This is a genomic window from uncultured Pseudoxanthomonas sp. (assembly GCF_947498795.1).
Lineage (GTDB): Bacteria > Pseudomonadota > Gammaproteobacteria > Xanthomonadales > Xanthomonadaceae > Pseudoxanthomonas_A.
The window spans coordinates 15781-32107 of record NZ_CANMLQ010000002.1; the positions used below are offsets into that span (position 1 = coordinate 15781).

Here is a 16327-nt window from a genome sequence, read left to right on the forward strand (position 1 = left end):
CCGGCGCGGCTTTTGTTCGGAGGAGCGCGACGCCCGCGCTCCTCCAGTACCGGATCACTCGCCGAAGCGGATGTCGTCCATCGCCATCAGCGTGTCCGCGCCGGATTCGATGGCGGCGGCATGGGCCAGCGTGCGCGGCAGGATGCGGGCGAAGTAGAACCGGGCAGTCTCACGCTTGGCCTGCCGGAAGGCATCGCCATGCGTCGATGCGTCGGCGGCTGCCACGCTGCGTGCCCACCAGTAGGCCAGCACGACGTAGCCCGAGTAGAACAGATAGTCGGTGCTGGCTGCACCGATTTCCTCCGGGTTCGCCGCCGCACGCTGCAGGATGTTCTTCGTCAGCCCCGCCCACTCCGCGGCTTTCTGCTGAAGCGGATCGATGAACTCCGTGAGCGACGCGTCGTCCTTGTGTTGCTGGACGAAGGCATGCACGTCGGCCAGGAACAGCTTCAGGCCCGCCGCTTGGGTGGCGGCGGTCTTGCGCCCCATCAGGTCCAGCGCCTGGATGCCGGTGGTGCCCTCGTACAGCGTGGTGATGCGGGCATCGCGCGCCAGCTGTTCCATGCCGTGTTCGTGGATGTAGCCGTGGCCGCCGAAGCACTGCAGCGCGTGGTACGTGTTCTCGATGCCCCACTCGGTCTGGCAGGCCTTCGAGATCGGAGTGAGGAAGCTCACCAGCGTGTCGGCCCGCTCGCGCTCCGCGGCATCCTCGGCATGGTTGGCCACGTCGATCAGGCTGCCCGCGTGCAGCGCCAGCAGGCGGCTGCCCTCGATCAGCGATTTCATCGTCAGCAGCATCCGGCGCACGTCGGGGTGGACGATGATCGGATCCGCCGGCTTGTCGGGGAACTTCGGTCCGCTCAATGCGCGCGTCTGCAGGCGCTCGCGCGCGTACCGCAGCGCGTTCTGGTACGCGCGCTCGCTCAGGCCGACGCCCTGCAGGCCCACGCCGAGGCGCGCGGTATTCATCATGGTGAACATGGCCTGCAGGCCCTTGTGCGGCTGGCCGACGAGATAACCCTGCGCACCGTCGAAATTCATCACGCAGGTCACCGACGCCTTGATGCCCATCTTGTGCTCGATCGAGCCGCAGGACAGCGTGTTGCGCTCGCCCACGGTGCCGTCCTTCGCCACCTTGAACTTCGGGGTCACGAACAGCGAGATGCCCTTCGCGCCGGCGGGTGCATCCGGCAACTTGGCCAGCACCAGGTGCACGATGTTGTCGGTCAGGTCGTGCTCGCCCGCCGTGATGAAGATCTTGGTGCCGGTGATGGCGTAGCTGCCGTCCGCGTTAGGTTCGGCCTTGGTCTTCAGGAGGCCCAGGTCGGTACCGCAGTGCGGCTCGGTGAGGCACATGGTGCCGGTCCAGCGGCCTTCCACCAGGGGCTTCAGGAAGACCTCCTGCTGCCACGCTTCGCCATGGTGCTTCAGCGCTTCAACCGCGCCATGCGACAGCAGCGGGAAGTTGCCCCAGGCCAGGTTGCTGGCGTTGACCAGTTCATTGAGCGGGACGCCCATCGTGTGCGGCAAGCCCTGGCCACCGAACTCGGGCGCCGAGGTCAGCCCGGTCCAGCCGCCCTCGACGAACTGCGTGTACGCGGCCTTGAACCCGGGCGGCGTGGTGACTTCGCCGGTGGCCTTGTCCAGTTGGCTGCCGATCTCGTCGCCGACGCTGTTCAGCGGTGCGAGCACGGTCTCCGTGAAACGGGCGGCCTCGTCGAGGACGGCATCCAGGATGTCGCGGGTCGCGTCGGCATAGCCGAGCCGCTGGAACAGGGGTTCGACGCCAAGGACGTCGTACAGGGCGAAGCGCAGATCTGTAAGGGGAGCTTTGTAGGACGCGGGCATGCGGTTTCTCGGAGGCGCGTAGGGGAGGGTGGGGCCGCGCTCAGCGCAGCACACCGTCCAGGCCGGGGACGGGGTTGAGGGTGTTGCGGGTATCGATGTCGAACGTGCGCTGCTTGGCTTCTTCCGGTGTCGCGCCGGCGCTGCCTTTGAGCGTGTAGGGAAGGGTGCGGCGGCCGGCGAGGGCATCCGCCACCACGATGCGGGCGGCGCTGCTGGGCGAGAACGCGACGCTGACGACATCGGCCGATTCCGGACCGACCGACAGGCTGGGGGTCGCGCGCAACGTGCCCGCGTCCTGGTCGCCGACCTGCACGTCGACCTCCACGGTGTCGAAACGCATCGGGATGCTGCTGTAGTTCTGCAGTCGCAGGTCCACGGCCCATTGGCCATCCGCCTTCACCGTCAACTGCTGCACGCTGACCGCGGGGTCGGAGACCCGCCTGATCACGCCATCGCCGCATCCGGCCAGCAAAGCGGCCACGGCGAGAAGTGCCAGCAGGGAAGTACGTCGCATCATGCCGCGGCTCCGTCAGGGGATGCGGCAGGATACTACGGCGTATGGCGGGCGGGATGCCGACGCGCGCTACGCCATCCGGGTCAGTCGTGCTGCGTTGCAGCAGGTTTCCAGACGAAGGTGGCGACGCTGCGTGGGGGCAAGGTGTAGTCGAACGCCTTTCCGCCCTGGCCTACGCTGAACTGGCGTGCCTGCGTCGCGGCGTTGGCGACCAGCAGCACCAGCGAGCCGTCATCCGCATTGCGGAACGCGACGTTGTCGAGGTCGCGGGTGGCCTCGCTGGATGCGATGCGATGCGCACCGGGGCGCACGAAGCGGCTCGCGTGCGCCAGCGCGTAATACTCGTCAGTGCGGGTGACGGACCCCGTGCGCGAATCGATGGTGACAACGCCACGGCACGTGCTGCAACCACCCGCGTACGGCCCGTTGTTCTCGTCCAGCGCCAGGTTCCAGAACAGGGCGCCGCGCGCCCAGTGCCGCGCGCTGCGGATGATGATGTTCTTCATCTGCAAGGGCAGTCCGCCGCTGCGCACGGGCTCCCAGTCGCCCCCGGAGCACTCCGTCATGTATGCATCCTTGTCCGGGAACGCATCATGCACGGGGGATTGGGCCGCCACATCGCCCCCGTAGCAATGCCATGCCACGGCCGCCACATGGGGATTCGCTTTCGCATCGGCCAGCACGCCGATCGGTTCCTGCGGTTTGTCCCAGTTGTGGTCCCAGTCGAAGATCAATGGACCGTTCCCCCGCGCCGCGATCATCGGGCCGAGGTGGTCGCCGATCAATCGCGCGCGCGCCGGCGCATTGAGGCGCATGCCGGGGTAGTCCTTCGGTTCGTAGTCGGGCTCGTTCTGCACGGTCAGCGCGAAGACCGGTATGCCTTCCACGGCATAGGCATCGACGTACTTCAGCAGGTAGCGGGAGAAGGCATCGTAATACTGTGGCAGCAGCGTTCCCTGGATCAGGCTGTTGGTGTCCTTCATCCACGCCGGCGCACTCCAGGGTGACGCCATGATCTTCAGCTGCGGATTGATCGCCAGCATCGCGCGCGCGACCGGGATGACATCGCCGCGATTCGCCTCGATGCTGAAATGCGCCAACGCCGGATCCGGTTTGCCATCGGGCGTGTCGTCGAGACTGTAATGACGGCGCGAGAAATCGGAAGCGCCGATCGTCAGGCGGGAGAAGCTCAGGCCAAGGCCGCCGTGCGCGCGGCCGAACAGCTCGCGCAACAGGGCGTCGCGCTGGACCGGGTCGAGCCTGTGCTGGATCAGCCAGGCCGACGAGTCGGTCAGCGATGCGCCGAAACCGACCATCTCCTGGAACCGCGCCTGCTCGTCGATGAGGATGCGCGGCCGCTCTGTCGATCCGGCGGCTCCGAACGTCGCCGGCGTCGATGCGGCGAGCGTTGTCTTGTGGTCCGCGGTCGTGATCCATACGGCGACGTCCTGCGCGCGGGTCGTGGCCGGCATCGCAAGCGCCGTGCAGGCGAGCAGCAAGAAAGAATGCAGGCGTCGAAGCGGGTGTCGCGTCATGGTGGAGTCCTCTCGCGGAGCGTCGCGAATCCCTCCCGGAATCCACGCAAAGCGGGTGCTGCATCGCAGCGTGATTTTCGGTTGCAGCGGTCGCGCAGCACGCAGATTCGCTCGTGCGTGCGTCAACGTGTCACGGTTGTTAGGAATTTGTTGACAGTGCATTGAAGCTTCTATATGACAGCGCTGTCAACCATGGTCGGAGAGGGACCAGACGATGCACGCGAACCACCCCACGAATTCTTGCGCGCGCAGTGTGCCGCGCAAGCAGCATCTCGCTGCAGCCTGCGCCCTCGCGCTGGCGTTTCCTGTCATCGCAAGCGCACAACAGGCGGCAGCGCCGGTCGATCCGACCGTCGAAACCCTCGATACGGTGAAGGTCACCGGCATCCGCGCCGCGATCGCCAATGCCGTCGAGACCAAGAATGAATCGACCTCGATCGTCGAGGCGATCTCCGCGGAAGACATCGGCAAGCTGCCCGACATCAGCATCGCCGATTCGATTTCGCGGCTGCCGGGCCTGACCATGCAGCGCCTCGATGGACGCGGCCAGGTGATCCACATCCGCGGCATGTCCGAACAGTTCGCCGGCACGCTGCTGAATGGCCGCGAGCAGGTCACCACCGGCGACAACCGCGGCGTGGAACTCGACCAGTACCCTGCCGAGCTGATCAATGGCGTCACGGTCTACAAGACGCCCGATGCGTCGCTGATCGGGCAGGGCATCTCCGGCACGGTCGACCTGCAGTCCATCCGGCCGCTGTCGTTCGATGAGCGGCGCATCGTATTCACCGGCCAGGGCGAAACGAATTCCTTCGACCAGCTCACCGAGGGCGGCGACAACAAGGGCTACCGCGTCTCGGCGTCGTACGTGGACCAGTTCGCCGACGACACCATCGGTTTCGCCATCGGCGTTGCGCGGATGGATGCCCCGTTCCAGGAAAAACACTACAAGTCGTGGTGGTGGGCCAATACCGACATGTGGGGCGCACCACAGCCCGGCAAGCCGGCGGACGCGATCGCCCTGCAGGGCGCCGAAGCGTGGGTGAAGTCGCGCGACACCACGCGCGACGGCGTCATGGCGGTCCTGGAATTCAAGCCGAACGACCTCTGGCACAGCGTGCTGGACGTGTACGCGTCGCGCTTCGACCAGGAGGAGTGGATGCGCGGTGCGATGTGGAGCAACGACCCCTGGTTCAACGGTGGCGCGGTCAGTTACAGCAACGTCAGCACGACGGACTACCACGGCACCCCGGTGGTCACCGGCGGCACGTTGAACGGCATCCAGCCGGCGATCCGCAACGACAACAACACCCGCGAGTCGCGCCTGTTCTCGGCGGGCTGGAACAATGAGTTCAAGATCAACGACACGTGGACGCTGACCAGCGACCTCAGCTACTCGCGCGCCAAGGTCGAGGAATCGAAGCTCGAAACCTACGCGGGCCGACTGGGGGGCGTCTCGGCCGACTTCCGCGTGCGCCTGTCGCCCGGCTACGGCTACTACGCACTGCCCGACATGTCGGATCCCTCCGCGGTCTACCTTCGCGATCCGCAGAACTGGGGTCATGACGGTCGCCTCGAGGACAGCCACCAGAAGGACGAAATGAAGGCATTCCGCGTGGCCGTCAACCACGTGATCGAGTCCTCCGACTTCCTGCGCAGCTGGGATGCAGGCTTCCATGTCAGCAAGCGCACCAAGGAGAAGAGCGCGGAGGTGTACTTCGCCGACCTGCCGGGCCGCACGCCGACACTGATCGACCCTTCGCTGCTGTCCTCGCCCACCGATCTCGGCTTCGCCGGCATGGGTCACGTCATCACCTACGACCCGCGCGCGCTGCTGTCGCGCTACTACGACGTGTACATCAGCGAGTCCAACGACGACCTGCAGAAGGACGCGATCACCGAGGAGGACGTGAAGACGTTCTACTTCAAGGCCAACCTCGACATGGACCTCACCGATACGGTGCGCCTGCGGGGCAATGCCGGCGTGCAGTACATCCGCACGGACCAGACGTCCCAGGGCATCGTCATCCAGCAGAACGAGAACGGACAGGCACTGGTGGCCGGCACGGCGGGCGCCTCGTATGGCGACATCCTGCCCAGCCTCAACCTGGTCGCCGACTTCGGCAACGGCTGGAACCTGCGCTTCGGCGCGGCCCGCGAGATGATGCGCCCACGCATCAACGACATGGGCGCGCGCGCCAGCGTCTACGTGCAGACGTCGCAGGGCGGGCCGTCCGAATGGCGCGGCAGCGGCGGCAATCCGGCGCTGGAGCCCTATCGTGCGAACGCCTACGACCTTTCGATCGAAAAGTATTTCGGCGAAGCGAGCTATGTCGCCCTCGCGGCGTTCTACAAGGACATGGACTCGTACATCTACACGCGCGAGATTCCCTGGGACTTCTCCGGCTACGACTACGAAGGCACCGAGCCACCGGCTTCCCCCCTGGGCGTGTTCTCCACACCCGCCAATGGCACCGGTGGCTACATGCGCGGCTACGAATTCTCGACCGCGCTGGGCGGCGAGCTGCTGCACGATGCCCTCGACGGGTTCGGCCTGCTGCTGAATGCGTCGTACACGGAGTCGTCGATCGATCCCGACGGCCCGGGCATCGGATCGGGCACCGATACGTTCCCGGGCTTGTCCAAGATCGTCGCCAACGCCACGGTGTACTACGAGAAGCACGGCTTCTCGGCGCGTGTCAGCCAGCGTTTCCGCGATCCCTACCGTGGTGAGTACGGCTCGATCTTCAACCAGCGCACCTACCGCTACACGTTGAACGAACGCACCATCGACCTCCAGCTGGGCTACGACTTCCCGGAGTCGAGCCGTCTGTCGGGCCTGTCGATCCTGTTCCAGGTGAACAACGTCAACAACGAGCCCTTCCGCACCGAAGTCAGCTCCGGCACGCATCCGGACCTCTTCTTCCCGGAGGAATACACCGAGTACGGCCGCCAGTACCTGCTGGGCTTCCGCTACAAGCTGTGATCCCCGGGCCGTATTGACCATCGCCGTACCTGGCGGGACGCAGCGCAATGCCTGCGTCCCGCCGGGCTGTCACCCAGGCGCGGATCCTGTCGGGAGTTCCTGCGCGCCGCCACCAAGGAGAAGTGCGTGAATCCGATCCGAATGACCCTGCTCGGAGCCAGTCTTCTGGCCTGCATGTCGTGTACGGACAAGAAGCAACCCGAACCGGCCGCCGCCGCGGCGACACCCCGCGATGCGGCGGAACTGAAGGACTGGCCGGCGCTGAAAAGCAGCTTCGCCAAGGATGCCGCCGTGGAAGCGCGCGTGGCCGAGATCCTGGCCAGCATGACGCTGGAGCAGAAGATCGGCCAGATGGTGCAGCCTGAAATCAAGGCGATCACGCCCGCCGAAGTGCGCACGTACTACATCGGCTCGGTGCTCAATGGCGGCGGCTCCTGGCCGGCGATGAACAAGCGGGCCAAGGTGGAGGATTGGGTCAAGCTGGCGGACGCTTATTACGACGCATCCATGTCGACCGATGCCAAGATCCCCGTGCCGGTGATCTGGGGGACCGATGCCGTGCATGGCCACAGCAACGTGTACGGCGCGACCATCTTCCCGCACAACATCGGCCTGGGTGCCGCGCACGACGTCGAACTGATCGAGCGCATCGCCGAAGCCACGGGACAGTCCACGCGTGCCACTGGCGTGACCTGGACGTTTGCCCCGACGGTCGCGGTCGCGCAGAACGCGCGCTGGGGCCGGACGTATGAAAGCTATTCCTCGCAGCCGGCATTGATCCGCGAGTACGCCGCCGCGTACGTCAAGGGCATGCAGGGCATGCTGGACAAGGACGGCAATGTCGTCGCCACTGCCAAGCATTTCATCGGCGATGGCGCCACTGACGGCGGCAAGGACCAGGGCAACGCCACGGTCACGCAGTCCACGATGATCAACGTCCACGGCCAGGGCTACTACGGGGCCATCGAGGCCGGCGTGCAGACCGTCATGGCGTCGTTCAACAGCTGGAACGACGTCGCTGCCGGCAAGGACTACGGCAAGATGCATGGCGCACGCGACCTGCTGACGGTGGCGTTGAAGGACAAGATGGGCTTCGACGGGTTCGTCGTGTCGGACTGGAACGGCATCGGCCAGGTGACCGGCTGCAGCGACGACAGCTGCCCGCAGGCCATCAACGCCGGCATCGACATGGTGATGGTCCCCGACAAGTGGAAGACCTTCATCGCCAATACCATCGCGCAGGTGAAGTCGGGCGAGATCCCGCAGGCGCGCATCGACGACGCCGTCACCCGCATCCTTCGCGTCAAGCTGCGCGCACGCCTGTGGGAACACAAGCCATCCGCCAGCCAGTTCGCCGGCAAGCCGGAATCGCTGGTGCATCGCGATCTTGCACGCCGCGCTGCGCGGGAGTCGCTGGTGCTGCTGAAGAACGACGGCGCCACGCTGCCGCTGAAGAAAGGGCAGCGCGTGCTGCTGGTCGGCAAGAGCGCCGACAGCATCTCCAACCAGACCGGCGGCTGGTCGCTGACCTGGCAAGGTACCGACAACACGAATGCGGATTTCCCGAACGCGGACAGCATCGCGGCCGGCCTGCGCGAGCAACTCGGCGACGCCAACGTCGTCCTGCGCGACAGCGCCGAGGGTGTTGACCCGACCAGCTACGACGTCATCGTCGCGGCGATCGGCGAAACGCCGTATGCCGAGACCAACGGCGACATCGTGCCGTCCGATTCGATGGCCCACAGCCGGCGCCACCCCGAAGACCTGGCGGTGCTGAAGGCCGCTGCGGCGACGGGCAAGCCGGTGGTCACGGTGTTCCTGTCCGGGCGCGCGTTGTACGCCAACGACCTGATCAACCTGTCGAACAGTTTCGTCGCGGCCTGGCTGCCGGGCACGGAAGGCAAGGGCGTCACCGACGTTCTGGTAGCGGGAGCGGACGGCAAGGCGGCACACGACTTCCGCGGCAAGCTGACGTTCCCGTGGCCCGCCGTCGCCTGTCCGAAGGCGGACAGCACGCCGCAGTTCGCGTTGGACAGCGGCCTGCGCTACGGCGACACGAAGGCGGTCGGCAAGCTGCCGGAAGATGCGACGGCCAGCTGTGGCGATGCCACGGCGCTCGGCATCTTCAAGCAGTCCGACATCGCGCCCTTCAGCCTGCAGATGGCGGCAGGCAATGAAGAGAAGGCGGTAGGCTCGGACATGAACGCCACCCAGCGCTGGCCACAGCCCAAGCCGGCCTTGCAGGTGGCGACCGTGCAGGTCAACACCCAGCAGGACGCTAAGGAAGTGACCTGGCTGGCGCCCGCGCGCTTCTTCGCCCGCAATCCGTCGAAGAACAACCTGGCGGCGATGGCGACCGCGCGTGGCGTGGTGCAGTTCGATGTCGTGGTGAAGCAGGCACCGACCAAGCCGGTGCAGTTCAGCGTCGGCTGCGGTGCGAACTGCGGCGCCAGCCTCGACCTGACCGCGACGTTCTCCGCTGATGCCGTCGGCAAGAAGCAGACGGTCAAGGTTCCGCTGGCCTGCTTCGGCAAGCTCGGAGCTGACCTGACCGGTGTCGACACGCCTTTCAGCATCAGCGCCGATGCGCCGTTCGCAGCCGCTTTCACCAACATCCAGGTGGTGGCCGGTGCCGCCGACGGCGCCGATGTGGTGAAGTGCGCCCGGTAATCCAGCCACGCCCCATGGCCGCAGGGCCCCGGGGCGCGGCTGACGCAGTGCAAGTTGCAATCGCGCGGCCGCTCCGTAGGCTGGCCGCTCCGTCCGGATCCTCTTCAAGCAGGCATACCAATCCATGACCACACAAACCACCCGATGGTCGCAGTTCGGCGTGCTGATCACCGTGTTCTTCTTCTGGGGTTTCGTTGCCGCCAGCAACGACATCCTGATCCCGGTGTTCAAGAAAGCGTTCAACCTGACGCAGGCGCAGAGCCAGTACGTCGCCTTTGCGTTCTACGTGGCGTACACCGTGGGGTCCCTGATCTACGTGGCGGTCTCGAAGCTGATCGGCCTCGATCTGCTCAACAAGATCGGCTACAAGAACGGCATCTGCCTGGGGCTGGTCATTTCGGCGCTCGGCACGTTGCTGTTCTATCCGGCCGCCAACACCGGTTCGTTCGGCCTGATGCTGTCGGGTCTGTTCATCGTCGGCCTCGGATTCTCACTGCAACAGATCGCCGCCAATCCTCTGGCGATCGTCATGGGCGATCCGAAGACCGGTGCGCAGCGCCTGACGATGGCGGGCGGCATCAACAATTTCGGCACCACCATCGGCCCGCTGCTGGTAAGCCTGGCCATTTTCGGCAGCGTGCTGAGCGGCAACACCGAAGCCAGCATCGAAAGCGTCAAGACGCCGTACCTGGTGCTGGGTGTCGCCTTCATCCTGGTGGCCGTCTTCCTGAAGTTCTCCTCGGTGCCCAATCACATCGACCTGGAGAAGCTTTCGGAGACCGAGGCGCAGGACAGCAGCAAGCTGATCCACAAGAAGTCGGCGCTGGCGTATCCGCAGCTGGTGCTGGGCATGATCGCCATTTTCGTCTACGTCGGCGTCGAGGTTTCCACCATCAGCAACCTGCCGGCATATCTTGAATCGCCGGAGGGGCTGGGTCTGGATACCTCGCAGATCGCGCCGTTCGTGTCGTTGTACTGGGCCAGTTTGATGATCGGGCGCTGGGGCGGTGCGGCGGGCGCGTTCAATGTCAGTTCCGGAGCCAAGCGCTGGCTGACGCTGCTGTTGCCTTACCTGGCGTTCGGCGTATTCCTCGCCGTCAACGCCATCATGCGCCACGAGGTGTCCCAGTTCTTCGGCTACGCCGCCGTCATCGTGCTGATGATCCTGGCCACGCTGGCGAGCAGGGGCAATCCGGCGCGCATGCTGCTGTACTTCGCGTTCTGCGGCATCGCTGCACTGCTGATCGGCATGTTCACCACCGGCTGGACCAGCGTGGTGGCCTTCATCAGCGTGGGCCTGTTCTGCAGCACCATGTGGCCGTGCATCTTCGCGCTGGCCATCACCGGCCTGGGCGACAAGACCAACCAGGGCAGCAGCCTGTTGATCATGATGATCATGGGGGGCGGCTTCGTCAGCATCGCGCAGGGTGCGCTGGCCGACAAGGTCGGCATCCATTACAGCTTCATCGTCGGCGTGTTGTGCTTCGCCTACCTGGCGTACTACGCCATTGCCGCGACCCGCACACTGCGCAACCAGGGCATCGATCTGGACAAGCTGGCGGCCGGCAACGGTCATTGAGTGCATGCGCGCCGGAGAGAGGCCGGCGCGTGTCCCCAGCCACCTGGCTACTCTCCAGCCAGGTGGCTTTTCTTTTTTTTGCCTCCCCTTTGCGCCGCGGCCGTAAAGGCGCACCATCGGCGCCGGGCTGGGAAACCGGGAACGGCGATGGCGACCGAGAGGCGGGGTGGCGGCACGCGTCGGTGGGCGATACGGATCGCGCTGGCGGTGGTGTTCGCAGGGGTGGGGACATGGACCGTGTTCCAGCTGAGCCCGTGGCCCTCCGTGCTGCTCATCCGCTGGGCGTTCGATCGCGGCGCGGCCGATGCGTCCGATGCCCTGCGCAAGCATCTGCCCCCGGGCGTCACCGAGAAGCGCGCCCTGTCCTACGATGCGAAGGATCCCGATGCGCTGCTCGACGTCTACTTCCCCGCGGACGTGCAGGGAAGCACCCGGCGGCTGACCACGGTGGTGTGGGTGCACGGCGGGGGTTTCGTGTCCGGTCGCCGGGAGGACGTCGCCAACTACCTGCGCATCCTCGCCGCACGGGGCGTCGTGGTCGTCAACGTGGACTACTCGATCGCGCCAGGCGCGACGTGGCCCACGCCTGCGCGGCAGCTGAATGCGGCGCTGGCCTATGTGCAGGAGAATGCGGGCGACCTGAATGTCGATGCCAGCCGCATCGTTCTGGCCGGGGACTCGGCAGGCGCGCAGATCGCGGCCGAAGTGGCGACCATCACCACCTCACCCGAGCACGCCAGTCGTGTCGGCATCGCCCCGTCCCTGCGAGCGGGACAACTCGCGGGCACACTGCTGTACTGCGGTCCCTACGATGCCGGCCTGGTCGAGTGGGACAGCCCGTTCGCAGGCTTCATGCGTACCGTCCTGTGGTCGTACCTTGGCCGGAAGGATTTCCGAGACGATCCCCGGTTGCACACGTTCTCCGTCGTGCACCACGTCACCCCGGCCTTTCCACCAACCTTCATCAGCGCAGGCAACGCCGATCCTCTGGAACCGCACTCACGTGCGCTGGCCGCCGCGCTGGAAGAGCAGGGGGTCGCCGTGGACGCCCTGTTCTTTCCGAAGGACCATGTTCCCGCACTGGGCCACGAATACCAGTTCAATCTCGACAGCGATGCCGGGCGCATGGCCATGGAGCGAAGCGTCGCCTTCCTTGATCGCGTGACGCGGTCCCCGCGCGACGCGCCGTGATGCCGCATCACCCTGCCAGCGCCATCCCGGGGTCGACGCCGCGCGGCGGCTGCACAGGCTGACGGTCCACATATCGGCACAGCAGTCCCGCACGCTGGCGGGCCCACTGGGTAGCCCAGCCGATCGCACGCTCCTCGCAGCGAACCGCCATTTCGAACGGCGAAATGTCGCCCATGTCGACCAGCACGCGCAGCACCAGGCCCGCGTTGACGGGTCGCACCTCGGCAATCGCAGCGTCATCCACTCGGAGTTCGTGGCCGGCGTCGGTGCGGTGCCAGGCGAAGCGTTCGGGAAGGACATGCGGGGATGTCTTCATGACGATGTTCACGCGCGTGTTCCGGAGCTGAGATGCCGCAGACGTTGGGGCAAGGCACGTGGCGGCGGTGTCAACATCCCGTGCCCCGGCATGCAGCATCGTTTCAGCGTTCAGCGTCGGCTACTACGTGTCTGGATCGCGTGAGCATGCTGCCCGCTCAGGTCTTCTGTCCGGCACAGGGCGTGCTTGCCGATAGGGGTAGCGGACGGCCTGCCGCGCGCCACAGAGCACCCCGGTCGCCCAGTCCCATCTGTTCACCGAGTCCGATGCCATGCCCCCCGACGCGAATTCCCGCACGATCCTCAGGATCTGCGGTGCCTCCCTGATCCTGCTGGCGACGTGGTTGCATGGCAATGGAAAGGGCTTCGAGCGCGGCCAATCACGATGCATGACGCAGCCCTCGTCTGCGGAACGGATGCGACAAGATTCCCGCTCTGCGCCGATCACAGCGGCATCGCTGCCGATCCGCACGTCTCCCGCGATCGCGTTGCGCTAGCGCGGCGGGCAGCGACCTTCGGCCCACGCCGCTCCGGCCGCATCGCGAGCGTCACCTGCCGCTGCAGCTTCTGCCAGGCTCTGCCGGTTCTTCTCGGTAGGCGAGGCCACGGCGCGCTGTCGCAGCTCCTAGTAATCCTTGTCGACCCGCGGCGCGGCACGCTGCGATTGCCTAACATCAACGCATGCGGGCGCTGGTTCGTTGCATGCGAATCCGCCGCGCGCGCGACGCGGCGGCCGGCTAGAAGCGCGTACCCGCCGGCAGGTAACGCCACTGGCCTGCCGGCATCTTCGACAGCGCCACGCGGCCGATGCGCAGGCGCCGGATCGAGACGACGTCCAGGCCGCCTTCGCGGCATCGGTGGCGCAGTTCGCCGGGCTGCACGTTCTTGATCGCGAAGCGCAGGCGCACTTCGTTCTGCCAGCTGACCTTGCAGGGCGCGAGGCCCTGGCCCCGATAGGCCGCCACGAGACCGATGCGGCTGAGCGTGTAGGGGTCGGTCGCGCCTCGGACCTCCACCACGAACTCCTGCTCGATCTGCGCGTAGTCTTCGGACAAGCGGCGCCACACCCGGCCATCCTGGCTGAGCACGACCAGGCCACTCGCTTCGTCGTCCAGCGGCACGAGCGGCGTCAGGCGATGGAAGTGGCGTTTCAGCGGGCGCACGCCGCTGTCGTCACCGTCCATGTGTGCCTCGGGCGTCGCGAGTGCCGGCGCGTCCTGCCACGCCACGCCCTGCGGCTTGTGCAGCAACAGGGTGGCCGGCTCGACCGCGCCCCGTTCTGCCGCCGGATCGATCTCCACGCGTTCCGTGGTCACCGGGTGCTGTGGCGTTTCGATGGTTTCTCCGTCCACGGTGACCCAGCCGCCTTCGATGTACTGCTCGGCCTCCGTGCGCGAGCATCCGGTCAGTTCTGCAACGCGTTTGGCAAGGCGGATGGGTTCGGACATGGGCGCCGGATATCTCGGAGGTAGAAGGTCGCTTCGTGGCGGACGCGATCCGCGCGGGGGCGAGGCAGCCGATACAAACGAAGAAGGCCCGCATCGCTGCGGGCCTTCCGGAATCGATATGGTGGCCCGGGGCGGATTCGAACCACCGACACGCGGATTTTCAATCCGCTGCTCTACCAACTGAGCTACCAGGCCATGAACGGTCGCGGGCCGGCGCTGCCGGTGCGAAGGCCGCAGATGATACGGATCGGGGTGAAGGATGGCAAGCCGCATCCGGGCTGAACGCGGTTCGCAGGGCCTGCGCCGCCTGTCCGCCGCCGGCGCATCATCGGCGTTATCGACAGCCCTTCTCCCGAACGACAGGAGTCCGCCCATGAAACGCCTGATTCCCACGGCCCTGCTGGCCTCCCTCCTGCTGGCAGGCTGCGCCACCGGCAAGCTGAGCCCGGCCGAGAGGCTGGCCTTCTATCGCGACCATGCCGGTGAGCCAGTCAAGGATTTCCGCTACCTCGGCCATCTCAATGGCTGGACCCCGGTGGGCGATTCGGCGCTCGCGGTCTGGACCAAGCCAAAGGAGGGCTACCTGCTCGAGTTCGCCGGCCGTTGCCAAGATCTGGAGTCGGCCGCCGCCATCAGCATCACCCAGTTCGCCAACCGGGTGAATGCGCGTTTCGATGACGTCCTGCCGGTCGGTCCCGGCACGTCCCCCATCAAGATTCCCTGCCGCATCGAGACCATCCGCCCGCTGGACGTCAAGGCCTTGCGTGCCAGCGAGAAAGAGTTGCGCGAGGCGTCGGCGGTGGAGCGCCAGGCCAAGCCGTGACGGGCATGCGGGCTCAGGGCGTCGGGACGTAGCCCGCCGGCTTGTCCGCGCCACCGCCGAACAGGAATTTTCCCAGCTCCGCTTCCAGGAATGCGCGGTGCTTCGGGTCGCGCGGCGACAGCCGGTTCTCGTTGATCAGCATCGTCTGGTGCGCCAGCCAGGCCGACCAGGCCGGCTTGCCGATGTCCGCGTAGATGCGCTTGCCCAGCTCGCCGGGATAGGGGACGAAGTCGAGCCCCTCGGTGTCGCGTTGTTCGTACTGGCAGAAGACGGTGCGCGACATCAGTCAATTCCCAAGCAGTTTGCGGATCGGCGCGGGCAAGCCCAGCGCGGCGAGCTCGCCGCGCGCCACCCAGCGCAGGTCGTCATTGTCGCGCACCACGGCGCGCAGGGCGACCTTGCGCAGGCGCAGTGGCTGCAGGTGCAGGCGGTAGTGGCTGAAGGTGTGCACGACCACAGGCAGTTCTTCGACGTTGTCGTACGCGCCCTTCATCTCGCGCGCGAACCAGTCGCGCAGGCCGGCATCGGTGTCGGCTTGCGGCAGCGTCCACAGCGAGGCCCAGATGCCGGTCTCCGGACGCCGCTGCAGCAGGATCTCGCCATCCGCGTTTTCCAGCCACAGCGCCACCGCTTCGCGTTCCGGCAGCACTTTCGACGGCTTGGAGGTGGGGAGCGCGCCGGTGAGCCCCTCGCGACGCGCCACGCAGTCGTCCTGTACCGGACATATCCCGCATGCAGGCTTGGCGCGCGTGCACAGCGTGGCGCCGAAATCCATCTGCGCCTGCGTGTAGTCGGCGAGCCGGCCGTCGGGGACGTTGAGCAAATGGTCTTCAGCCAACGCCCACAGTTGCTTTTCCACCGCTGGCAGGCCGGGCCACCCGGCAATGCCGTGGAAGCGCGTGAGCACCCGTTTGACGTTGCCGTCGAGGATGGGGAAACGGTAGTTCCACGCTTGCGACAGGATCGCGCCGGCGGTGCTGCGGCCGATGCCGGGCAGCGCATGCAGCGCATCGAAATCGCGCGGCAGGTCGCCGTCATGGTCGGCGACGCAGGTATTCGCGGCGGCATGCAGGTTGCGGGCACGGGCGTAGTAGCCCAGTCCCGCCCAGTGCGCCATCACGTGGTCGGTGGTGGCAGCCGCAAGGTCGGGCAAGGTCGGGAAGCGATCGACGAAACGCAGGAAGTACGGAATGACCGTGGCCACCTGTGTCTGCTGCAGCATGATCTCGGACAGCCACACGCGGTACGGTGTGCGCGGATGCTGCCACGGCAGGTCGTGGCGGCCATGCAGGTCGAACCAGCCAAGCAGGCGCTGCGCGAAGGAGTCAGCGCTCACGTGCAGCGTCCTGTGGGAGCGACGTCAGTCGCGATCGGCCACCGCGATGGCGTCATCGCGACTGACGTCGCTCCCACAACAG

12 protein-coding genes and 1 tRNA gene are annotated in these 16327 nt (G+C 66.3%); 5 read left to right on the forward strand and 8 right to left on the reverse strand.

Features of this window, described 5'->3' with window-relative positions; genetic code table 11:
* Positions 1-54: 54 nt before the first annotated feature.
* The 3 genes from Q0907_RS06340 to Q0907_RS06350 form a co-directional block, all read right to left on the reverse strand.
* Positions 55-1848: an acyl-CoA dehydrogenase C-terminal domain-containing protein gene (locus tag Q0907_RS06340; protein ID WP_299342691.1), complete on the reverse strand. Its 1794-nt coding sequence runs from the start codon at positions 1846-1848 to the stop codon at positions 55-57.
* A 40-nt stretch (positions 1849-1888) separates the two neighbouring features.
* The gene (locus Q0907_RS06345; protein WP_299343818.1) at positions 1889-2362 is read right to left on the reverse strand and encodes an LEA type 2 family protein; all 474 of its coding nucleotides are present in this window, start codon (positions 2360-2362) and stop codon (positions 1889-1891) included.
* Between the two features lie 83 nt (positions 2363-2445).
* Entirely contained in the window at positions 2446-3897 is a 1452-nt protein-coding gene (locus Q0907_RS06350; protein ID WP_299342692.1) for a glycoside hydrolase family 30 beta sandwich domain-containing protein, read from the reverse strand.
* A gap of 253 nt (positions 3898-4150) precedes the next feature.
* Here Q0907_RS06350 and Q0907_RS06355 point away from each other — a divergent pair, with 253 nt between their 5' ends.
* From Q0907_RS06355 to Q0907_RS06370, 4 genes are all read left to right on the forward strand, one after another.
* The gene (locus Q0907_RS06355) at positions 4151-6883 is read left to right on the forward strand and encodes a TonB-dependent receptor (protein WP_299342694.1); all 2733 of its coding nucleotides are present in this window, start codon (positions 4151-4153) and stop codon (positions 6881-6883) included.
* Positions 6884-7009: 126 nt separating this feature from the next.
* Complete coding sequence (locus Q0907_RS06360) at positions 7010-9553, forward strand: glycoside hydrolase family 3 protein (RefSeq protein ID WP_299342696.1); 2544 nt, start codon at positions 7010-7012, stop codon at positions 9551-9553.
* A gap of 124 nt (positions 9554-9677) precedes the next feature.
* The gene (locus Q0907_RS06365; protein WP_299342698.1) at positions 9678-11132 is read left to right on the forward strand and encodes an MFS transporter; all 1455 of its coding nucleotides are present in this window, start codon (positions 9678-9680) and stop codon (positions 11130-11132) included.
* Positions 11133-11279: 147 nt separating this feature from the next.
* Positions 11280-12323: an alpha/beta hydrolase gene (locus tag Q0907_RS06370; protein WP_299342700.1), complete on the forward strand. Its 1044-nt coding sequence runs from the start codon at positions 11280-11282 to the stop codon at positions 12321-12323.
* 7 nt (positions 12324-12330) lie between these two features.
* Here the strand turns inward: Q0907_RS06370 and Q0907_RS06375 are convergent, their stop codons facing one another.
* The 3 genes from Q0907_RS06375 to Q0907_RS06385 form a co-directional block, all read right to left on the reverse strand.
* Positions 12331-12639, reverse strand: a complete 309-nt coding sequence (locus Q0907_RS06375; protein WP_299342702.1) for a hypothetical protein — start codon at positions 12637-12639, stop codon at positions 12331-12333.
* Positions 12640-13375: 736 nt separating this feature from the next.
* The gene (locus Q0907_RS06380) at positions 13376-14086 is read right to left on the reverse strand and encodes an rRNA pseudouridine synthase (RefSeq protein WP_299342703.1); all 711 of its coding nucleotides are present in this window, start codon (positions 14084-14086) and stop codon (positions 13376-13378) included.
* 119 nt (positions 14087-14205) lie between these two features.
* A tRNA-Phe gene (locus Q0907_RS06385) sits at positions 14206-14281 on the reverse strand.
* Between the two features lie 178 nt (positions 14282-14459).
* On the opposite strand from Q0907_RS06385, the gene Q0907_RS06390 reads away from it, so the two are divergent.
* Positions 14460-14909, forward strand: a complete 450-nt coding sequence (locus Q0907_RS06390; RefSeq protein WP_299342705.1) for a DUF6491 family protein — start codon at positions 14460-14462, stop codon at positions 14907-14909.
* A 13-nt stretch (positions 14910-14922) separates the two neighbouring features.
* Here Q0907_RS06390 and Q0907_RS06395 read toward each other — a convergent pair whose 3' ends face one another.
* Positions 14923-15192, reverse strand: coding sequence for an oxidative damage protection protein (locus Q0907_RS06395; protein WP_299342707.1), 270 nt, complete (start codon positions 15190-15192; stop codon positions 14923-14925).
* 3 nt (positions 15193-15195) lie between these two features.
* On the reverse strand, positions 15196-16251 hold the full coding sequence (mutY, locus tag Q0907_RS06400) for an A/G-specific adenine glycosylase (RefSeq protein WP_299343820.1): 1056 nt from the start codon (positions 16249-16251) through the stop codon (positions 15196-15198).
* Between the last annotated feature and the right edge of the window lie 76 nt (positions 16252-16327).